Origin of the sequence: Gordonia sp. PvP123 (genome assembly GCF_040547295.1) — a bacterium.
Taxonomy (GTDB): domain Bacteria; phylum Actinomycetota; class Actinomycetes; order Mycobacteriales; family Mycobacteriaceae; genus Gordonia; species Gordonia terrae.
Genome location: NZ_JBEPPN010000010.1, coordinates 106,619 through 128,176, shown reverse-complemented (window position 1 = coordinate 128,176; position 21,558 = coordinate 106,619). Strand labels below are relative to the sequence as shown.

The following is a 21,558-nucleotide window of genomic DNA, read 5'->3' as shown; positions in this document are numbered from 1 at the left end:
AGAAGGATGGGGACATGACCGGGTCATCTGATGCGCGCACCGTCGAACTGGGGGACCGGCTGGCGGCAGTGCGTCGTCGCCTCGACGCGGCGGTGGAGTCCGCCGGTCGCCCGGCGGGCTCGTGCGAACTGCTCGTGGTGACGAAGTTCTTTCCGGCGGACGACGTCCGCAGGTTGTTGCAGCTGGGCGAGCGTGCGTTCGGGGAGTCGCGCGAACCCGAAGCCGGACGGAAGGTCGCCAGTGTGCTCCGGGACTGGGAGCTGGGCGACTGGGAGTCGCCCGACCCCGACGACGTCCCGGTGTTCGACATGATCGGCTCGGTGCAGTCCAAGAAGGCGCGCTCGGTCGCACGGTGGGCGCGCGCGGTGCACTCCGTCGACCGTCCGAAGGTCGTCGACGCACTCGAACGTGCCGCTGCCGCGGCGCTCGACGACGGCGAACGCGCCGACCGACTCGGCGTCCTGCTCCAGGTCAGCCTCGACGGCGATCCGCAGCGCGGCGGTGTCGTCGAAGCCGACCTGACGAGTCTGGCCGAGCAGGTCGTCGCCGCGCACTCGCTGCGCTTGCGCGGGCTGATGGTCATCGCTCCGCTGCATGGCGACCCCGCGCACTGGATGGCCGAGACGGCACGTGTCCACGAGGCGTTCCGGGTGCGCTTCGACGACGCCGCGGAACTGTCGGCAGGCATGTCCGGAGACATGGAAGCGGCGGTTGCCGCGGGCTCGACATGCGTGCGTGTCGGAACCGCGATCATGGGCGAGCGGCCGCTAGTCTCTCAGTAATCACATTGGTAACACCAGAACCAAGTGACACAAGAAGCGCAAAGAACTCACTGACAACAGATGCACCACCCGGCACGGCAGCAACCGGCGTCGCACTACCAGAGAGGCCGTCAATGACCACGATGCAGAAGTTCAAGGCTTACTTCGGCATGGTGCCGCCCAGCGAGTACGAGGACGACTACCTCGAGGAGTCGGCCCCGCCGCTGCGTGAGCGGTCGCGTGAGCGTGCCTACCGTGACGACTACTACGGCGACTCGTCTTTCGACCCCGGATACGAGCCCTCCTTCCGCGATGCGGGTTACCGCGAGGAGATGGCCTACCGGGACGAACTGGCCGACCGCCACTACGACGCCGGCTACGAACTCGCCCCGGAATATGCGGCGGAGTTCGCCTACGCCGCGCCCCGCGCATCCGGCGACGGCCCGATGCGGGCGCCGGCGCGCCTCGAACCCCTCCAGCGCTCGTCGAGCGCCGCGCTGCGCGCCGCCGCTGCACCGCGGTCGATGGGCGCGGACCCGCGCGTCGAACTGGAACGCGTCTTCGCCGACAGCCCGCTGCAGAAGATCACCACCCTGCGGCCGTCGGACTACAGCGAGGCGCGCACCATCGGTGAGCGGTTCCGTGACGGCAACCCGGTCATCATGGACCTCGTCGACATGAGCAACGACGACGCCAAGCGACTCGTTGATTTCGCCGCGGGTCTCGCGTTCGCCCTCCGCGGGTCGTTCGACAAGGTCGCGACGAAGGTGTTCCTGCTGTCGCCCGCCGACGTCGACGTGTCGCCGGAGGACCGCCGCAAGATCGCCGAGACGGGTTTCTACAACCACTCCTGACCGGCGTCGGGGACCTCGGTTCGTCGCCGCGCGCCATGTTCAGGCACTCTTGACGCGTGGCTGCGATTCTGTTGAGCGTCTTGTATTACATCCTGCTGATCTTCTGGTTGCTCCTCTTGGGCCGCCTGGTCGTCGAACTGGTCCGAACCTTCGCCCGTGAGTGGCGTCCGACCGGCGTCGCGGTGGTCGTGATCGAGATGGTCTTCACCGTGACCGACCCCCCGATCAAGGCCCTGCGTCGTGTCCTCCCGCCGATCCCGCTCGGCCCCATCCGGCTCGACCTGTCGCTCATGATCGTCATGCTCGTCGTGATCATCGGAATGAACATCGTGAACGGTCTGCGTGCCGACGCCCTGGCCGACTCGCTGGCGATCGCCGCTCATCTCGTCCGTCCGTGATCTCCGCCCCGCCCGCGAACGGGCGCGCACCCGGCGGGGCGTCATTCGTCGACACGCGCGCCGCGATGCGCGGTTACCCCGCGATAGGGGAATGGTCTACCGTTGTAAGTCATCTTCGGATGACTGTTTCATTTCGAGAGTGCATCGAAGAGATGCGACCAACGGTTCGCGTGTGACAGGATTGGACGCCAGTTACGATTTTTGACTGGTATGAATAGTTAGTGACAACCTGGATTGGTCGAACGACCCATCGTCGCGCGACCCGGGTTGGACGGCCCGCCAACTGAACACAAGTTCACCACCAGACACGAGGGGAACCGACATGCGGCTGACTCCAGCTGATGTGCACAACGTCGCGTTCAGCAAACCGCCCATCGGTAAGCGCGGTTACAACGAGGATGAGGTCGATCAGTTTCTCGACTTCGTCGAAGCCGAGCTCGCCCGGCTGATCGAGGAGAACACCGACCTGAAGCAGCGCGTCGAGGAGCTCGAGGGAGAGCTCGCCGATGCCCGCTCCGGTGCCGGCTCCTCGGCAGACGACCGGACCCAGATGTTCGCCAAGCCCGCTGCGGCTCCCGAGCCTCCCGCCCCGGCGCCGACGCCGGCCCCGCAGGCGACCAACGACGACGCCAACGTGCGCGCCGCCCGCGTGCTCGCACTGGCCCAGGACACCGCGGACCGTCTGACCGGGAGCGCTCGCGCGGATGCCGACGCGATGCTGTCCGACGCCCAGACACGGGCCGACACAATGGTGTCCGAGGCGCAGACGAAGTCCGACGCCATGCTCGCCGACGCCCGCCAGCGGTCGGAGGCCATCCTGGCCGACGCGCAGACGCGATCGGAGGCGCAGCTGCGCCAGGCGCAGGAGCGTGCGGACGCGCTGCAGAGCGATGCCGAGCGCAAGCACAGCGAGATCATGGGCACGATCAACCAGCAGCGCGGTGTTCTCGAGGGTCGGATCGAACAGCTCAAGACCTTCGAGCGCGAGTACCGGACGCGTCTCAAGACCTACCTGGAATCGCAGCTCGAGGAACTCCAGCAGCGTGGCAGTGCGGCTCCTGTCGAGGGTGGTCGGCCCGATCAGTCGTTCTCGAACGATCCGGGTAACGGTGGATTCAGCAGCTACTCGCCCAGCTGATCTGGACCATTCGGTGCGCACTAGGCTGGTGATGTGCTGACCTTGGCCCTGGCCGCGACCCTTCTCGGGTTCGTGCTGCTCATCCTCGGCCTCATCACCGGGATCGTGTGGCTGGCCGTGGCCTGCATCGTGGTCTGTCTCGTCGGCCTCGGATTCCTGCTGGTGGACGTGTTCGCCGGCCGCAAGGGCGAGGCGGGTCGGTCGCTCGAGGACATGGTCCCGGGTGCTGGTCGCGACCCGGCTGACTCCGATGTCGAGCGCGAGCCGACAGACGATGTGGCCGCGGATGCGCCCACCCGTCGGTATCCCGTGTCCGGTGCCGTGGATTCGGTCGATGACGGTCCGGACGCCTACCGGCCGGGGTCGTTCGAACCCGGGATGGCCGCTCCGGAGGGTTCCGTGCCTCCCGGTCGCCCCGCGCCGGAACGTCGCGAGGGAAATCTGGCGGACTACCTGCGGTCGGTCGGCGCCGACGCGCCGAGCGCGGACAATCCCGTACCGAGCGCAGCACCCGACGACGTGCGCGCGCCGGGGGGATCTCCTGGCCTCCAGCGGCCGCCGACTCCACCGCGCTACGCGTCGCCGCCTCCGGGCACGGTCCCGCCTGCCCAGCAGTCCGGTCGGTTCGGACCGCCGCCGTCCGCACCACCGCAATCGCCTCCTCAGCCCGGGCAGCCGCAGGGACGGGGGCGCCCCCCGACGTCACCTCCATCGGGCCGGCGCCCGTTCGAGCCGGCGCAGTCGGGGTGGGTCCCCGAGGACGTGCCGGGCGGCGACACCGCCGGACCGGACGACTGGTCTACGCATCCCGAACGCCCCGACGATTCCGGGTCTCGCCGTCTGCGCCCGGATTTCGACCCGCTCGATCCGAACTGGCATCCGCCTGCTGACTGACCCGGTGGCGGGCGCGTGGCGGGTGCCGTCGAACCCGTTGGCCCGACCGGACAGGTCGTCGCTACACTGGGTCACGCGTCGATCCGGCCATCACCGGGGAGCACCCGGAAGAACAGGACCCTCGGGTCCTCAGTAGAACCGGGCGGGTGTGGCCCGTCACAGCCGCAGGATCACCCCGGCTACTCGCCGCGGCGGTTCGACGAGTGGCGCCGGGTCCCCGGTGCAAGCGGGGTGGTACCGCGCAGACCTCCGGAATGCGTCCCCGTGCCGATGAGACATCACCAGGCACGAGGAGACCAGCCGTGAGCGACGCGACCGACCCCGCCCAGAACGCTCGGGTGTACCCGAAGGTCGACATGACCGGGGGCACCGGGCGCAGTGCCCCGGACTTCCCGTTCGTGGAACAGCGGGTGCTGCAGTACTGGGACACCGATTCCACCTTCGCCGCGTCGATCGACAATCGAGCCGACGCCGAGGAGTTCGTCTTCTACGACGGTCCGCCCTTCGCCAACGGACTGCCTCACTACGGCCACCTGCTGACGGGCTACGTCAAAGATCTGGTACCGCGGTACCAGACCATGCGCGGCAAGAAGGTGGACCGCCGATTCGGCTGGGACACACACGGTCTGCCCGCCGAACTCGAAGCCGAACGCCAGCTCGGGATCACCGACAAGTCGGAGATCGAGAAGATGGGCATGGCCAAGTTCAACGAGTACTGCCGAGACTCGGTGCTGCGCTACACGGGGGAGTGGCGGGACTACGTGACCCGCCAGGCGCGCTGGGTCGACTTCGACAACGACTACAAGACCCTCGATCTCGACTTCATGGAGTCGGTGATGTGGGCATTCAAGGCCCTCTACGACAAGGGGCTCATCTACCAGGGCTACCGCGTGCTGCCGTACAGCTGGTACGAGCAGACGCCGCTGTCGAACCAGGAGTCCAAGCTCGACGACGCCTACCGGATGCGGCAGGACCCGGCGGTCACCGTCACGATGCCGCTCTCGGTACCCGACGGTCCGCTCGCGTCGCTCGACGGTGTCAATGCGCTGATCTGGACGACGACGCCGTGGACGCTGCCGTCGAACCTCGCGATCGCGGTCAATCCCGATGTCACCTATGTGCACGTCCGGGCCGCGGATGGTCAGGAGTACCTGCTCGCCGAGGCGTTGCTCGGTGCGTACGGGAAAGAGCTGGCCGATCCCGAGGTGGTCGGTACGCATCGGGGGGCCGAACTCGAGAACCTGTCGTACACACCGCCGTTCGACTTCTTCGCCGGGCATCCGAATGCGCATCGGGTGTTGCTCGGCGACTACGTCACCACCGAGAGCGGTACCGGCGTCGTGCATCTCGCCCCGGCTTTCGGTGAGGAGGACATGGACCTCGCGACGGCCAACGGCATCGAGGTGGTCCAGCCTCTCGACCCGGGTGGGCGTTTCACCTCGCAGGTCCCGCCGTACGAGGGCCTCATGGTGTTCGACGCCAACCCGGTGATCATCAAGGACCTCAAGTCCACCGGGCGGATCCTGCGGCACGAGACCATCGAGCACTCCTACCCGCACTCGTGGCGGTCGGGGCAGCCGCTCATCTACATGGCGGTGCCCTCGTGGTTCGTGGCGGTCACGCAGTTCCGCGACCGAATGGTGGAGCTGAACAAGCAGATCACCTGGGTGCCCGAACACATCCGAGACGGCCAGTTCGGCAAGTGGCTCGAGGGTGCTCGCGACTGGAACATCAGCCGCAACCGGTATTGGGGTGCGCCACTACCGGTCTGGGTGTCCGACGACGCCGAGTTCCCGCGGATCGACGTCTACGGTTCGCTCGACGACCTCGAACGCGACTTCGGGGTGCGGCCGGACAATCTGCACCGTCCGTTCATCGACGACCTCACGCGCCCGAATCCCGATGACCCGAGCGGGAAGTCGACGATGCGGCGGGTGCCCGAGGTCCTCGACTGCTGGTTCGAGTCGGGCTCGATGCCCTTCGCGCAGGTGCACTACCCGTTCGAGAACCGGGACTGGTTCGACGGTGGTGATTCCGCGAATGCGCCGGCACACAACCCGGGCGACTTCATCGTCGAGTACAACGGGCAGACACGCGGCTGGTTCTACACGCTGCACGTGCTGGCCACCGCGCTGTTCGATCGCCCGGCGTTCAAGACGGTTGCCGCGCACGGGATCGTGCTCGGGGACGACGGCCAGAAGATGTCGAAGTCGAAGCGCAACTATCCCGACGTGAACGAGGTCTTCGACCGCGACGGCTCGGATGCGATGCGGTGGTTCCTGATGGCCTCACCGATCCTGCGCGGCGGCAACCTCGTCGTCACGGAGCGGGGAATCCGCGAGGGCGTCCGGCAGGCTCTGCTGCCACTGTGGAACGCCTACAGCTTCCTGCAGCTCTATGCCGAGCGACCCGCGGTGTGGCGCACGGACTCACAGCATGTCCTGGACCGCTACATCCTCGCGAAGCTGGCGACGACCCGCGACTCGATGACCGAGGCCCTCGACATCTACGACATCGCTGGGGCGTGTGATGCGTTCCGCGAGTTCGTCGAGTCGCTCACCAACTGGTACGTGCGGCGGTCCCGCGCGCGCTTCTGGGCGGGCCAGGACGAGGACACCGACGCCTTCGACACGCTCTACACCGTGCTCGAGGTGGCCTGCCGGCTCGCCTCACCGCTACTCCCGCTGGCCACCGAGGCGATCTGGCGGGGTCTCACCGGCGAGCGGTCGGTACACCTGACGGACTGGCCGACGGGCGACGAACTCCCGGCCGACGCCGACCTGGTGACGGCGATGGATCAGGTCCAGGCGGTGTGTTCGACGGCGTCGAGTGTGCGCAAGGCCAACAAACTGCGCGTCCGCCTGCCGCTGTCGGGACTCACGGTGGCCTCGTCCACCGCGGAAGCACTCGAACCGTTCGTCGACCTCATCAAGGACGAGATGAACGTCAAGGCGGTCACGCTCGCCACCGATGCCAGCGCATACGGCCGGTACGAGATCGCGGTGAACGCCCGGGCCGCGGGTCCGCGTCTGGGCAAGGACGTCCAACGTGCGATCAAAGCGGTGAAGTCGGGCAACTGGACGGTGAGTGAGGGTGCCGACGGCTCCGAGGTGGTCGTCGCCGACGGCATCGAACTGCGCGAGGGCGAGTTCAGCCGCCGGCTCGTGGCCGTCGAGCCCGATTCGACCGCGGAGCTGCCGGGCGGGAACGGTCTGGTCGTCCTGGACACCGCCGTCACGCCCGAACTCGAGGCCGAGGGATGGGCGAAGGACCGCGTCCGCGAGTTGCAGGATGCCCGGCGCACCCTGGGTCTCGACGTCTCCGACCGGATCACCGTGCGGCTCGTCGTGCCCGCCGAGCGACTGGACTGGGCGCGGACGCATGCCGATCTGATCGCGGGCGAAGTGCTCGCGGTGCGGTTCGACGTCACGGGCGACGGCGACGCCGGCAGCATCGAGCTCGGTGACGGCGTGACCGCCGACGTGGCGAAGGCGGGTTGATGCGAGCCGGGTGAACCGCGCCCGCTGGACTCGGTCCGGCGGCCGGAGTGATCCGGGACGGGATTGCTGCACTTCCTTCGAGGGGGTGCAACGTCACGTACCGTGTGGTCACTTCCGCGACCGGGGAAGGCGCGGACCCGGCGGCATCGGAACCTCCTTCCGACGTCACCGCCCGACCCATGCAGGAGGGCCGACTCGATGACCGGCACAGATGTGGATCCCCGCACGACACACCACGCTGCGCTCGGACCGCTGCTGTTCACCGTGGCCTACGAGATCCTCGGCTCGGCCGTCGATGCGGAACACGTTGTGCGGCAATGCTTGCGTCAGAGCCCGCCCGGCCCGGGGGAGGTCGGGCCCGGGGAGGCCCGGACGCATGTCACCGCGCTGGTCGTGCCGCGAGCGGTGGATGCGCTGGCTGTCCGTCGACGCGCCGCGGACGGCTACGTCGGGCCGTGGCTGCCCGAGCCCATCCGGTTGGACGATGACGCCATGGCCGATGGGGTCCTCGCCGAGGCGGTGTCGACCGCGCTGCTCGTGGTCCTCGAAGAACTCGAGCCCGAAGCCCGCGCGGTGTACGTCCTGGGCGAGGTGTTCGGATTCGGCGCCGACGCGATCGCCACGATCCTGTCGCCGACGTCGGGGGACGTGGAGCGGATCGCGGAACGGGCCCGATCCCTCGTCGAACGTCGGCGCCCCCGCTTCGATCCGGTGGACCGTGCCCGCGCCGCGGAGATCGTCGATGCATTCCTGTCGGCGGCCGAATCTGGTGACGCCGGAACCCTGTTGACCCTCATGACACCCGACGTGGTGCTCACCTCGGACAGCGACGGCAAGACCACGGCGGTCCGCCGGCCCATGTGTGGTGCGCCCGCGGTCATGCAGGTCCTGTCCGGATTCGCCCGGATCGGTGCGGTGCTCGACGACTATCGCGTCGAGTTCGCGATGTTCAACAGTCAGCCGGGAATGATCCTGCACTTCGACGGCCGGTTGCAGACCGTCCTGACCCTCCGCGTCGTCGACGGTCTGATCGCCGACATCTACGTGATGCGCAACCCCGACAAGCTCGGTGGGGTCGAGCATCCCCGGTCCGTGACCCGGTGACCTTCCGCCGGCTCGAGGAATGACACGTCAGGCGAACAGTCCGGACAGCGTCTGTTCGATCTGGAACCGGAACAGCTGTTCGGGGTGTGCGAAGGTGTCGGCTCCGTACTGGCCGAATGTCTCGAGGCTGATCGCGCCGACGAGCACCGCCCACAGCGTGGTGGCCGCGGCCAGGACCGCGGCCGGCGTGTCGAGGTCGAACTCGTCGCGGATGGCGTCCATGTCGGCAGCGATGTCTGTTGTCGGAGAAGGAAGGTCGGGACGCAGCAGGCCTTCGTGATGGGCGGCGACGCACTCGCGGAGAAGCCGGACGGGGATACGAGTACCCGGACCGATGGTCCGATCACCGGGGGCGGAGTAACCGGGCACCGGACTTCCGTAGATCAGCGCCCATCGGGCGGGGTCGGCGAGCGCCCACCTTCTCGCCGCCGCGGCCGCGGCCGCGAGCCGTTCGCGCCGGTCGGCGGCATCGACGGAGTCGGCCGCGGCATCGACCGCGTCGGCGACGTCGGTGTACGCCTCGACCAGCAGCATGGTCAGCAACTCGTCGCGGCTCGGGACGTACCGGTACACCGCGGAGGAGACGACGCCCATGTCGCGGGCGATGGCGCGCAAGGAGAGCCCGGCGGCCCCGTAGGTGGTCAGGTGTTCGCGTCCCAACCGACGGATCTCGTCGGTCATCATCGCGCGGTTCTCCGCGCGGCTTCGTCCGGTGGCCATGGCGATGATCCTGCCACAAATCGAGAGCGGTGCTCTTGATTTACGGGCGTGGTGTCTGCATACTCAGAACGAGAGCACTGCTCTCGAGAACCTGACACCTCGACGAAAGGCCGAACATGACCGCGACTGCCCACTACAAGGCCCCGAGCGGCTTCGACGCCGTCGTCAACCGCGCTGTCCGCTGGCTCGCGGACCGCGGGGTCGATCTGGCCGGGGCGCAGACGCTCACCGTCGTCGGCCGGCGGACCGGCACGCCGCAGCGGGTGCCCGTCAACGTGCTGCGACTCGACGGGGCGGAGTACCTGGTCGCGGTCCGCGGCGACACCCAGTGGGTGCGGAATGCGCGGGCGGCCGGGACGGCCGAACTGCGCCGCGGCCGGCAGCGGACCGTCGTGGCCCTCACCGAAGTCGACCCCGCGCTCCGTCCGCCGGTCATCCGTGACTATCTGCGGCGCTGGGGGTGGGAGGTCGCGCGCTTCCTGCCCGCGGGTCTCGAGGTCTCGTCGTCGGACGACGAACTGGCTGCGCACGCCGAACTGATCCCCGTCTTCACCGTCACCGCTGCTCACTAGACTCGGTGAGGTGTCACGTCCCGAGTCCGAACCGCCGCAACGTCGCGGTGTGGTGTCGGAGCACCCCGGGACCTCGGCGGGCGGACAGGGGCCCGAACGCAGCTCGCGCTGGGTGATGCACCTCGACATGGACGCGTTCTTCGCCTCCGTCGAACAGCTCACCCGGCCGACTCTGCGCGGCCGGCCGGTCCTCGTCGGCGGGTCCGGCGGACGCGGGGTGGTCGCCGGGGCCAGCTACGAGGCCCGCGTGTTCGGTGCCGGGTCGGCGATGCCGATGCACCAGGCGCGTCGGCTCATCGGTCCGACCGGTGTGGTCATCCCGCCGCGCGGCTCGGTGTACAGCACGGTCAGCAAACGGGTCTTCGGCATTGTGCGCGAAGCGGTTCCGATCATCGAGACATTGTCGTTCGACGAGGCGTTCGGCGAGCCGGCCGAGCTCGTGGGGGCGACGGTCGACGAGGCCCGCGATTTCGCCGAGTTGCTCCGGGCCCGAATCCGGTCCGAGGTGGGACTCGCCGCGTCGGTCGGACTCGGGAGTGGCAAGCAGCTGGCGAAGATCGCCTCGGGTATGGCCAAACCCGATGGGGTGATGGTGATCCCGCCGTCGGGGCAGCTCGACTTCCTGCATTCGCTCCCGGTGCGCAAGTTGTGGGGCATCGGGCCGGTGTCGGGTGATCGCCTGGCGCGCCTGGGCATCGTGACCATCGGGGACCTCGCGGCGATGTCGCCGGTCGAGGTCGCCTCCGTCCTCGGCGGTACCGTCGGGCCCGCCCTGCATCGTCTCGCGCACGGCATCGACGACCGGCCCGTCGCCGAACGTGCGTCCGCGAAACAGATCAGCGCCGAGTCGACCTTTGCCGAGGACATCGTCGAACTGGATGCGCTCCGTCCCGCCATCCGCAAGGCCGCCGTCGACGCGCACCGCCGATTGCGCGCCGACGGACGGGGCGCGCGCACCGTGGTGCTGAAGCTCAAGAGATCCGACATGTCGATACTGACGCGCTCGGCGACCACCGCCACGGCCACCACCGACTTCGACGATCTCGAGCGGTCGGCGCAGCGACTCGCCCTCGACCCCCGGTCGGTCGGCGCCATTCGTCTTGTCGGCGTGAGCTTCTCGGGCCTCACCGCGGTCCAGCAGTATGCCTTGTTCGACGATGTGTTCGCGGAGGGGGCGGGCGATGTCGAGACCACCCACCACGACACGGCCGAGGGCGACGCCGCGGATGCGGACCGGATTGCAGTGCCTCTGCCGGAGGTCGGCGCCGAGACGGCCGACCCGGTGGTCGACGGTGTCGGCGCGGCGCTCGCCGCACCGGTGACGGACTCGCTGTCCGCACCCCCACGATTCGCGCCGGGTGGCAGTTCGATGCCGGTCGGACGATTCGGGCCGGGCGCCGATGTGACCCATCCCGATCATGGACACGGCTGGGTCCAGGGCAGCGGACACGGAGTCGTCACCGTGCGGTTCGAGACGCGGACGAGCGGGCCGGGACGCACCCGCACCTTCGGCGTCGACGACCCCGAGCTCCGTCCGGCGAACCCACTCGACAGCCTCGAGTGGGATCTCCCGCACGACGACTGACCCGCGCGTACGGGCGACGGGTGGCACCCGCAGTGAACCGATGCCGGCGGCGCTCCTCAGGGGTGTCGGCCGACGAAGAAATCCGTGATCGCATCGCGATCGTGGCCCGCGGTCACCAGGGCGATCAGGGCCATGCGAGCCTGCGGGGCGCGCAACCATGGCGACACGATCGCGCCGGCCCGACACAGATCGACGGCACCGCCGCCCCCGCCGTAGGTCGCCGACACCTCGCCGTAGGGGACCCGGCTCGTCACGACGACGATCACCCCGTGCTGCACGGCGAGGGCCACCTCCGCGGTGATGTCCGGGTGGGTGTTGCCCGCCCCGGTGGCCGCCAGGACCAGCCCCGCGGCGTTTTGGGCGACGGACGCGGCGATCAGACCCGGCGACACGCCCGGGTAGAGGGTGAAGGCGTCGACCCGTGCCGTCCGCCCGACCGGCACCGGTCCCGTCAGGACCCGTCGCGGGAGCGGCAGGTCGTTCGCGGGACCGGCGGCCTGCACGGTGTCGAAGGCAGCGAGGGCGGTGGTGGACACCTTGAACAGACCGCGTGCGGGTAGCAGCCGACCGCCCAGGGCCACGAGGACGCCCCGACCGCGCGCGGCCGGATCGACGACCGCGGCCAGCGCGGCGCCGAGGTTCGCCGGACCGTCGGCCTCCGGGGAGTCGGACGGCAGCATCGCGCCGGTGAACACGACCGGCCGGTCGTCGGCGGCATACAGGTCGGCGAGGAACGCCGTCTCCTCCATCGTGTCGGTTCCGTGTGTGACCACCACACCGCGGACCGCCGGGTCGGTGAGCGCGTCGGCGATCGCGCGGACCACCGCGAACTGGTCGGCGACCGTCATCGCCGAGCTGTCCACCGACATCAGATCGACGGTGCGGATCGCGGGTCCCGTGTCGGTTGTGCCGGTGACGGACAGGAGTTCGGCGGAACCGAGGGCGGGGACCGCGCCGTCGGCGGTGCGGTGGGCGGCGATGGTGCCTCCGGTGCTGATCAGCATGATCGCGGGGGTGCCGGTGGGAGGGGTGCCTGTCATGGTGCCCAAGGGTCACCGGAACCCGACCGGCCCGTCAAGCGTTGCCTGCTCGGCGCCGCCCCGGACTGCCGGACCGTCGGGGGTGTCGTCGGTACCGGGGACCCACAGTGCTCGTCGTTTGGCATAGTGGTGTGGGCCGTCGCCGGGTCGTACCCGGCAGACACGTCCGGCATCGCGGTACGAGTAGCGCCCACCGGCGCACCCCATGCCCGAGAACACAGTGAGGGAGATCGTTGAAGTATCGGAAATTTCTGGGCGCGACCATGATCGCGGCAGCGTTGATGACCACCGTCGCGGCCTGCGGGAGTGACGACGCCGACGCACCACCAGCACCGACGCTCACCAGCACCGACACCGCAGCCGCCGGCGGCGATGGCTCCGAGATCACCGACGGCAGCAACCCGCCGTCGATCGCGGCCCTCAACGAGCTGGTCGACAAGGCGGTCGACCCGGACATCCCGCGCGCCGAGAAGGTCGAGCTCGTCGAGGGATCGGAGAAGGACCCGGCGATCTTCGACGAGCTGGTCAAGGCGCGTGCCGAGAACTCCGACGTCGACTGGGTGCTCGTCAACCCCGTGATCAGCGCCGGCCCCAACAAGGCCCGCGTCAAGGTCCGGATCGAGACCGCAGGCAACCCGCCGACCAACGCCGAGTCGACCATCGTCTTCGACGACGGACGCTGGAAGCTCTCGAACGAGACCGTGTGCAACCTCCTCGGCCTCTATCAGGTCGAGAGCGCCATGTGCGCCCCCGCGAGCTGACTTCCGTCCGCCTCGCCACCGAGTGGGGTGGCGTCCCCGACGGTGCCTTCCGGCACGTCTCTCGCCGATCATGATCCGCGGCCCCGGATCGCCGACCGATGTCGGCGAGCCGGGGCCGTCGGCATTCAGCGCCAGGTGACGGACAGGCCGGTCTGCTGGAGCAGCGGGCGGCCCGGGTCCGCGCCGACCAGCTCTCGGGCCCCGCGATAGGTGGCCTCACCGGAGACCGGGAGCCCGCGCGTCAGATCGACGGTGACCGTGCCCTCGCCGGCGTAGCTGTAGCGGCTGATGGTGAGGCTGTCACCACCGCCGGGGATCGCGAACACCGAGTTCACCGGGGTCTCGTCGGCCGTGTAGTCGATGGTCAGCCGGTTGCCGTCCCAGGAGGTGAGTCGCGCCTCGATGGTCTGGGTGACGGTCGCGGCCGCCGCGATGACCCGTTCGCTGCGCCACGTCGCGCCGACCGCGACGGGTTCGGTCGGCAGTACCACGGCGGTGTTGAACGCCGCGACCAGCGCCTGCTCGACCGCGAGCCGCGCCTCGCCGCCCGCCTGCTCCGGCGGCGCGATACGCAGCGACACCGGCGCGTATCCCGGACCGAGGGTGAGCCCGGCCGTCGCACCGGCCATCGCCGCCATCGCGTCGTTCAACGTGGTGTCGGGGGACGTGACCGAGCCGAGGTCGAGTTCGAGGTCGGCGAGATCGGCACAGCCGAAGCGTGCCGTGAGGGGCATCTCGACGGTCTGGGCGTCCGCGCTGCCCGGCGACGCGACCTCCGACGTCGTTACGAGGGTCACCGACTGGGCGGTCGCGACATCCGGTGCGGTGGTGGGCACGCGGCGCTCGCCGTTGCCCGGGTCGACGATCGTCACCGTCGCCGGTGCGATCGGCACCGGTGCCGCACCGGCGGCACGGGACGGTGAGTCCGCGCTGCAGCCCGCAGACGTGCTCGGCCGCGCATCGCCGGACGTCTCGTCGGCATCCGACGAGCATCCCGCGACCAGGACCGACAGCGCGGTCGCCGCTGCGATCGACGAGACGACGGACCGGAGGCGACGGGGATGCGGGGACACGGGTAGCCAGGGTATTCGACGGGTCGTGGACAATGATGCTGTGGATGACCAACCCCTGACGGATCGAGAGCACGTGGACCCGCACGGAAGTGTCGAACCCGGGGCCGACCGCGGACCCGACGACACCGACACGTCCGTACGCGAGCGCGGCCGCCGGCTCCCGAAGGTCACCCTCGCGGTGCTCGGTGTCGCACTGGTCATCCTCGGCCTCGACCAATTGACGAAGACGATCGCGGTCGCCACGTTGGATCCGGCACGCCCGGTGGAGATCATCGGCGACTTCGTGACCCTGCGTCTCATCCGCAACAGCGGGGCGGCCTTCTCGCTCGCGACCGGATACACCTGGGTGCTCTCGATCATCGCCCTGGTGGTCGTCCTGGTGATCATCCGCTACAGCAGCCGTCTGCGGTCGTGGTGGTGGGTAGCCGGTCTGGCGCTCGTGCTCGGTGGGGCCATCGGGAACCTGATGGACCGGATCTTCCGCTCACCGCAACCACTTCAGGGTCACGTGGTCGACTTCGTGTCGGTGGGATGGTGGCCGGTGTTCAACGTCGCCGACTCCGCCGTCGTGTGCGGCGCGATCCTGCTGGTCGTTCTTTCGGCACTTGGCTTCGACTACGACGGCACCCGCACGGGCTGGGCGGCGCGACGCGACCGGCGCGACGAGCAGGACACCGCGGGTACCGAGGGCGGCGCCCATGCGTGAGTCGCGTTTCCTGCCGGTGCCCGACGGCCTGGACGGGATGCGCGTGGACGCCGGCGTCTCGCGGATGCTCGGGCTCTCGCGCACCGTTGTCGCCACCCTCGCCGAAGACGGCGACGTGGTCGTCGACGGGGTGGCGGTGGGGAAGTCCCACAAACTCGCCGCCGGCACCATGCTGCACGTCACCCTGCCCGAACCCGAGGAACCGCTGCGCGTCGAACCGACGCCGGTGGAGGACCTCGAGGTCATCTATCACGATTCCGACATCGTGGTCGTCGACAAGCCGGTGGGGGTGGCCGCGCATCCGTCCGTCGGCTGGAGCGGTCCGACGGTCATCGGGGCGCTGGCCGCCGCTGGTTTCCGGATCTCGACCTCGGGCGCGCACGAGCGTCAGGGAATCGTCCACCGTCTCGACGTCGGTACTTCCGGGGTCATGGTGGTCGCCGTCTCCGAGCGCGCGTACACGCTGCTGAAACGGGCCTTCAAGCAGCGGACCGTGCACAAGGGGTACCACGCCCTCGTCCAGGGCCACCTGGATCCGCCCTCGGGGACCATCGATGCTCCCATCGGTCGTCATCGGGGCAACGACTGGAAATTCGCGGTCACCGCGAACGGCAAACCGAGCGTCACCCACTACGACACCCTGGAGATGTTCGCAGCGGCGTCGCTGCTCGACGTGCACCTCGAAACCGGTCGTACACATCAGATCCGCGTTCACTTCTCGGCCCTGCATCATCCGTGTTGCGGTGATCCGACCTACGGCGCCGACCCGGTCCTGGCAAAGAAGCTGGGTCTCGAACGCCAATGGCTGCACGCGCGGTCGTTGGGATTCGCCCATCCCGCCGACGGTCGGCAGGTGGAGTTCACCTCGTCGTATCCGAACGACCTGCAGCACGCGCTCGACGTCCTGCGGGCGACCTGACCGGGGGCGTTCGATCGACGGCTTGTGGGCGACATCCCCGCCCGGCACGGCTAGATTGAGGGGGTGCTCGAGCCGGGAACCCTCGTCGCCGGGTACCGCGTCGACCGGGTACTCGGGAGCGGAGGCATGGGTGCGGTCTTCCTCGCCCGGCATCCTGAACTGCCGCGATACGACGCCCTGAAGGTACTCAAGGACTCGGCCGGACTCACCGACAGCAATTTCCGACGCCGGTTCCTACGCGAGGCCGAGGTCGCGGCCACGCTCGACCACCCCAACATCGTCACCGTCTTCAACCGCGGACGCGCGAGTGTGCCGGTGGCGTCGAGACCGGACAGATCGGCCGAGGCCGACTTGCTGTGGATCGCCATGCAGTACGTTCCCGGAACCGACTGTGCGCGGGAACTCGCCGCCCGCGGCCGGTTCGCCCCGCGGCGCGTGGTGCACATCGTCTCGGAGGTGGCCCGGGGGATCGATCACGCCAACCGGCGCGGGCTGCTCCATCGCGACGTGAAACCCGCCAACATCCTGCTCGCCGAGGTCGACGAGGACTCGTCGTTCGACGAGCAGCGGGTCCTGCTGACGGACTTCGGGGTCGCCAAACTGTCCGACGAGACCGAGGCGCTCACCTCGGTCGGCACGGTCCTGGCCACCCTGTCCTATGCCTCACCCGAACAGTTGACGGGCGGCCGACTCGACGGCCGGACCGACCAGTACTCGCTGGCGGCCACCACCTTCCACCTGCTCACCGGACGCGTGCCCTTCGACGATCGCGACAACGGCGCGGTCATCGGAGCGCATCTGAAAGAGCCGGTGCCGCGGGTGTCCGAACTCGTACCCGGCCTCACGCCCGAGGCAGACACCGTCCTCGCCCGGGCGATGGCGAAAACGCCCGGCGACCGATTCGCCAGTTGCCGGGAGTTCGCCGACGCCCTGGCCACGAGCCTGCGGAATGTCCGGCCGAGATCTGTCGCCGACCTCGATGCGGAGACGATCCGCGGGGTCCCCGGCGTTCAGCCGGTCGGCCGCGCCGCGGCCGCCCCGCCGCCGGAGATGCCGGTACGCCCCGGTCGCCCGACACCGCCGCCTGCCGGGCGTCCCCCGGCCGCCGACCGGATGCCCACGGATCGTCGCCCGCCGCGGCCCGGACACCCCGCGCCTCCGGACCCGGCCCTGGAGGCGACGCAGCGGGCGGGCGCGGCACGCGAAGCCAACCGGCCGCCCGAGCGGGGGCCGGCCCGTACGCATCGCCCGGATGCGGGACCGCGACGGGATGCGGGGCCTCGACCGGTTCACGGGCCGCGCCCGGTGGCCCGTCCGGGAGAGGGTTCGAGGCCGACGACCGGCGCCGATCCGGCGGTGTGGCAGCACCCGCCGTCGAACCCCTTCCGCCAGAGCAACGACCACCTACGACCCGACGGCTCGCGGCCCGGCCACGCCGGTCCACCGCATGATCCGCTCCGTGCCGGCCCGCCGGGTGTCGGACGTGGCCCGGCGCCGCGGAATCCTGCCGTGCCGTCCGGATCGGTACGGCCCGCCGGGCCCAACCGGCTGCCCGTCGTCCTCGCGATCGTCGCCGGTCTGCTGCTGATCGCGATCGTCGTGGTGTTCCTGGCTCTGTGAGGGGCAGGAGCGTCGTCTACCCGGTGGCCGGCGCCGCCGTGGTACCACAGTTGTCCCATGCGTCACGACCCGGAGTGGCACCCCGGAGGTGTCGGTACACGCGCCTAGAGTGGACCCGGAATCGGACCCGGCACACCGAGCGCCATCGGGGGCACTCTCGGGCGCCGACACACGCCGATCGAACCGACATCTGACGACTGAACCGACATCTACCGACCGATCTGGACAGAAGAGGCGCCGTGACGGACTCGTTTGTACACCTGCACAACCACACCGAGTACTCCATGCTCGACGGTGCGGCGAAGGTGTCCCCGTTGTTCGCCGAGGCCAAACGGCTGGGGATGACCGCGATCGGTATGACCGACCACGGAAACATGTTCGGCGCCAGCGAGTTCTACAACACCGCGGTCAAGAACGACATCAAGCCGATCATCGGCATCGAGGCCTACGTCGCCCCCGGATCGCGGTTCGACACCAAACGCATCCAGTGGGGCACCCGCGAGCAGAAGAGCGACGACGTCTCCGGCTCGGGTGCGTACACGCACATGACCATGGTCGCCGAGAACGCGGCCGGCCTGCGCAACCTGTTCAAGCTGTCGTCGCTGGCATCCATCGAGGGACAGCTCGGCAAGTGGTCGCGGATGGACGAGGATCTGATCGCCGCGCACGCCGAGGGGATCATCGCCACCACGGGCTGCCCGTCCGGTGAGGTGCAGACGCGGCTCCGGCTCGGTCACGATCGCGAGGCTCTCGAGGCCGCAGCGAAGTGGCAGGAGATCTTCGGCAAGGACAACTTCTACCTCGAGTTGATGGAGCACGGCCTCGAGATCGAGCGGCGCGTGCGCGACGGTCTGCTCGAGATCGGTCGCAAGCTCGGCATCAAGCCCATCGTCACCAACGACTGCCACTACGTCACCAAGGAGCACGCCGCGGCGCACGAGGCGCTGCTCTGTGTGCAGACCGGCAAGACCCTCTCCGATCCGACCCGGTTCAAGTTCGACGGCGACGGGTACTACCTGAAGTCCGCGGCCGAGATGCGTGAGCAATGGGATTCGATCGTCCCGGGTGCGTGCGACAACACCCTCGAGATCGGCGAACGCGTCGAGTCCTACAAAGAGGTCTTCACCCACCGCGACCGCATGCCGGTCTTCCCGGTGCCCGACGGCGAGACGCAGCAGACCTTCCTCCGCAAGGAGGTCGCCAAGGGACTCGCCGAGCGTCGGTTCGCCGGCACCGAGGTGCCCGAGGAATACCTGCAGCGCGCCAACTACGAACTCGACGTCATCATCCAGATGGGGTTCCCGGCGTACTTCCTGGTCGTCGGCGACCTCATCCGGCACGCTCTCGAGGTCGGCATCCGGGTGGGTCCGGGTCGTGGCTCGGCGGCCGGCTCGCTGGTGGCCTGGGCCCTGGGCATCACCAACATCGACCCCATCCCGCACGGACTGCTCTTCGAGCGATTCCTCAACCCCGAGCGTGTGTCGATGCCCGACATCGACATCGACTTCGACGACCGTCGTCGAGGCGAGATGGTGCGGTACGCGACCGACCGGTGGGGCAGCGACAAGGTGGCCCAGGTCATCACCTTCGGCACCATCAAGACGAAGGCCGCGATCAAGGACTCGGCCCGCGTCCAGTTCGGTCAGCCGGGTTTCGCCATCGCCGACCGCATCACCAAGGCGCTGCCGCCGCCCATCATGGCCAAGGATATCCCGGTCTGGGGCATCACCAACCCCGAGCACGAGCGGTACAACGAGGCCACCGAGGTCCGCACGCTCATCGAGACCGACCCGGACGTCAAGAAGATCTACGACACCGCCATCGGTCTGGAAGGCCTGATTCGCAACGCGGGCGTGCACGCCTGTGCGGTCATCATGTCGTCGGAGCCGCTGACCGATGCCATCCCGGTGTGGAAGCGCGCACAGGACGGCGCGATCATCACCGGATGGGACTATCCGTCATGTGAGGCCATCGGCCTGCTGAAGATGGACTTCCTCGGGCTGCGCAACCTCACCGTCATCGGTGACGCCCTCGAGAACATCAAGCTGAACCGGGGCATCGACCTCGACCTCGACGCGCTGCCCCTCGAAGACCCCAAGACCTACGAGCTCCTCGCCCGCGGCGACACCCTCGGCGTGTTCCAGCTCGACGGCGCGGCGATGCGCGAACTCCTGAAGATGATGCAGCCCACCGGGTTCGAGGACATCGTCGCCGTCCTCGCGCTGTACCGGCCGGGTCCCATGGGTGTGAACGCGCACACCGACTACGCCAAGCGAAAGAACGGTCTGCAGGACATCCGGCCGATCCATCCGGAGCTGGAGGAGCCGCTCAAGGAGATCCTGTCGGAGACCTACGGCCTGATCGTCTACCAAGAGCAGATCATGCAGATCGCGCAGAAGGTCGCCGGGTATTCGCTCGGACAGGCCGACCTGCTCCGACGCGCGATGGGCAAGAAGAAGAAGGAGATCCTCGACGAGGCCTATGACGGCTTCGCGGAGGGCATGCGCAACAACGGTTTCTCCCAGGCCGCGATCACCGCACTGTGGGACACCGTCCTGCCGTTCGCCGGGTACGCGTTCAACAAGTCGCACGCCGCGGGTTACGGACTGGTGTCGTTCTGGACCGCCTACCTCAAAGCGAACTATCCCGCCGAGTACATGGCCGGTCTGCTGACCTCGGTCGGCGACGACAAGGACAAGGCCGCGATCTACCTGGCCGACTGTCGCAAGCTCGGCATCACCGTGCTGCCGCCCGATGTCAACGAATCCCAGCGGAACTTCGCCGCGGTCGGCAAGGACATCCGGTTCGGCCTGGCCGCGATCCGCAACGTCGGGTCCGGGGTCGTCGGGTCGATCATCTCGGCGCGTGAGGAGAAGGGGAAGTTCACCAATTTCTCCGACTATCTCGGCAAGATCGACGTCACCGCGTGCAGCAAGAAGGTGACCGAGTCACTGATCAAGGCCGGGGCGTTCGACTCACTGGGTCACCCGCGCAAGGGCCTGTTCCTCGTGCACGGGGAGGCCGTCGAATCGGTCATCGGTACCAAGAAGGCCGAGGCGATCGGCCAGTTCGACCTCTTCGGCGACGCCGGCGGTGCCGACGACTCGATGGCCGAGGTGTTCGCGGTCAAGGTGCCCGAAGAAGAGTGGGACACCAAGCACAAGCTCGCCATCGAACGAGAGATGCTGGGGCTCTACGTGTCCGGCCACCCGCTGAGCGGTGTCGAACACGCGATCGCCGCGCACACCGACACCTCCATCACGACGCTCCTCGAGGGGAACGTCTCCGACGGCGCCCAGATCACGATCGGCGGCATCATCTCCTCGGTGACCCGGCGCGTGAACAAGAAGGGTGAGCCCTGGGCCGCGGTCACGCTCGAGGACATGGTCGGTGGCGTCGAGGTCTACTTCTTCCCGCGGGCCTATGTCGCGTACGGGATGGACATCGTCGCCGACAACATCGTCCTGATCAAGGCGCGGGTGAACCTGCGAGACGACAGCATGATGATCAGCGCGAACGACCTCGCAGTACCGGACCTGGAGACAGCCGGCGCGACGAAACCCGTTGCGTTGACGCTCTCGGCCCGGTTGTGCACCCCCGACCGCGTCGCCGCGCTCAAGCAGGTGCTGACCCGGCATCCCGGTATGGCCGACGTGCACGTCACCCTGGTCAGCGACAAGCGCCAGACCCAACTGAAGCTGACCGAGTCGCTCCGGGTGGCACCCAGTTCGGCGTTGATGGGGGACCTCAAGGCACTACTCGGGCCCAGCTGTCTGAGCTGACCTCCTGCGGCATTCCCGCTGGTTGAGCAGGCGAGGAGCGATAGCGACGAGCAGTGTCGAAACCACCCGACGCACCCCTCACAGGCGAGCCGTGACCGAGGTTTCGGGCCCCCGAACATTTTCCTTCGTCA

General features: G+C 68.7%; 17 protein-coding genes. 14 read left to right on the top strand and 3 right to left on the bottom strand.

Features of this window, described 5'->3' with window-relative positions; all coding sequences use genetic code 11:
* Positions 1-14 precede the first annotated feature (14 nt).
* From ABIC25_RS19810 to ABIC25_RS19780, 7 genes are all read left to right on the top strand, one after another.
* Entirely contained in the window at positions 15-782 is a 768-nt protein-coding gene (locus ABIC25_RS19810) for a YggS family pyridoxal phosphate-dependent enzyme (RefSeq protein ID WP_354562824.1), read from the top strand.
* 113 nt (positions 783-895) lie between these two features.
* Positions 896-1,615, top strand: coding sequence for a cell division protein SepF (locus ABIC25_RS19805; protein ID WP_004021226.1), 720 nt, complete (start codon positions 896-898; stop codon positions 1,613-1,615).
* A gap of 56 nt (positions 1,616-1,671) precedes the next feature.
* Positions 1,672-2,013: a YggT family protein gene (locus tag ABIC25_RS19800; protein WP_004021225.1), complete on the top strand. Its 342-nt coding sequence runs from the start codon at positions 1,672-1,674 to the stop codon at positions 2,011-2,013.
* A 322-nt stretch (positions 2,014-2,335) separates the two neighbouring features.
* On the top strand, positions 2,336-3,151 hold the full coding sequence (wag31, locus tag ABIC25_RS19795) for a DivIVA-like cell division protein Wag31 (RefSeq protein WP_004021224.1): 816 nt from the start codon (positions 2,336-2,338) through the stop codon (positions 3,149-3,151).
* A gap of 33 nt (positions 3,152-3,184) precedes the next feature.
* Positions 3,185-4,045, top strand: coding sequence for a hypothetical protein (locus tag ABIC25_RS19790; protein WP_354562822.1), 861 nt, complete (start codon positions 3,185-3,187; stop codon positions 4,043-4,045).
* Between the two features lie 356 nt (positions 4,046-4,401).
* On the top strand, positions 4,402-7,545 hold the full coding sequence (gene ileS / locus ABIC25_RS19785; protein ID WP_308216949.1) for an isoleucine--tRNA ligase: 3,144 nt from the start codon (positions 4,402-4,404) through the stop codon (positions 7,543-7,545).
* Positions 7,546-7,743: 198 nt separating this feature from the next.
* Complete coding sequence (locus tag ABIC25_RS19780) at positions 7,744-8,649, top strand: sigma-70 family RNA polymerase sigma factor family protein (RefSeq protein WP_354562821.1); 906 nt, start codon at positions 7,744-7,746, stop codon at positions 8,647-8,649.
* 27 nt (positions 8,650-8,676) lie between these two features.
* Here the strand turns inward: ABIC25_RS19780 and ABIC25_RS19775 are convergent, their stop codons facing one another.
* Entirely contained in the window at positions 8,677-9,369 is a 693-nt protein-coding gene (locus tag ABIC25_RS19775; RefSeq protein ID WP_101819472.1) for a TetR/AcrR family transcriptional regulator, read from the bottom strand.
* A 116-nt stretch (positions 9,370-9,485) separates the two neighbouring features.
* Here ABIC25_RS19775 and ABIC25_RS19770 point away from each other — a divergent pair, with 116 nt between their 5' ends.
* Entirely contained in the window at positions 9,486-9,941 is a 456-nt protein-coding gene (locus tag ABIC25_RS19770; RefSeq protein ID WP_064571811.1) for a nitroreductase/quinone reductase family protein, read from the top strand.
* Positions 9,942-9,951: 10 nt separating this feature from the next.
* Complete coding sequence (locus tag ABIC25_RS19765; RefSeq protein WP_435529107.1) at positions 9,952-11,526, top strand: DNA polymerase IV; 1,575 nt, start codon at positions 9,952-9,954, stop codon at positions 11,524-11,526.
* Positions 11,527-11,582: 56 nt separating this feature from the next.
* On the opposite strand, the gene ABIC25_RS19760 is transcribed toward ABIC25_RS19765, so the two are convergent.
* A complete protein-coding gene (locus ABIC25_RS19760; RefSeq protein WP_354562819.1) occupies positions 11,583-12,566 on the bottom strand; it encodes an asparaginase in 984 nt (327 codons plus the stop codon).
* A gap of 233 nt (positions 12,567-12,799) precedes the next feature.
* Here ABIC25_RS19760 and ABIC25_RS19755 point away from each other — a divergent pair, with 233 nt between their 5' ends.
* A complete protein-coding gene (locus ABIC25_RS19755; RefSeq protein ID WP_476729722.1) occupies positions 12,800-13,327 on the top strand; it encodes a WKL family lipoprotein in 528 nt (175 codons plus the stop codon).
* A 125-nt stretch (positions 13,328-13,452) separates the two neighbouring features.
* Here ABIC25_RS19755 and ABIC25_RS19750 read toward each other — a convergent pair whose 3' ends face one another.
* The gene (locus ABIC25_RS19750) at positions 13,453-14,400 is read right to left on the bottom strand and encodes a hypothetical protein (protein WP_354562818.1); all 948 of its coding nucleotides are present in this window, start codon (positions 14,398-14,400) and stop codon (positions 13,453-13,455) included.
* A 40-nt stretch (positions 14,401-14,440) separates the two neighbouring features.
* Between ABIC25_RS19750 and lspA the strand changes: the two genes are divergently transcribed.
* From lspA to dnaE, 4 genes are all read left to right on the top strand, one after another.
* Positions 14,441-15,106 carry a signal peptidase II gene (gene lspA, locus ABIC25_RS19745; RefSeq protein ID WP_110117422.1) on the top strand — a complete coding sequence of 222 codons (666 nt, stop codon included), beginning with the start codon at positions 14,441-14,443 and terminating at the stop codon, positions 15,104-15,106.
* The gene (locus ABIC25_RS19740; RefSeq protein WP_101819478.1) at positions 15,099-16,025 is read left to right on the top strand and encodes an RluA family pseudouridine synthase; all 927 of its coding nucleotides are present in this window, start codon (positions 15,099-15,101) and stop codon (positions 16,023-16,025) included. The genes lspA and ABIC25_RS19740 overlap by 8 nt, the downstream gene beginning before the upstream one ends.
* Before the next feature lie 63 nt (positions 16,026-16,088).
* Positions 16,089-17,645, top strand: coding sequence for a serine/threonine-protein kinase (locus ABIC25_RS19735; protein WP_354562817.1), 1,557 nt, complete (start codon positions 16,089-16,091; stop codon positions 17,643-17,645).
* A gap of 239 nt (positions 17,646-17,884) precedes the next feature.
* A complete protein-coding gene (gene dnaE / locus ABIC25_RS19730; RefSeq protein ID WP_354562816.1) occupies positions 17,885-21,427 on the top strand; it encodes a DNA polymerase III subunit alpha in 3,543 nt (1,180 codons plus the stop codon).
* The last annotated feature ends 131 nt before the right edge of the window (positions 21,428-21,558 follow it).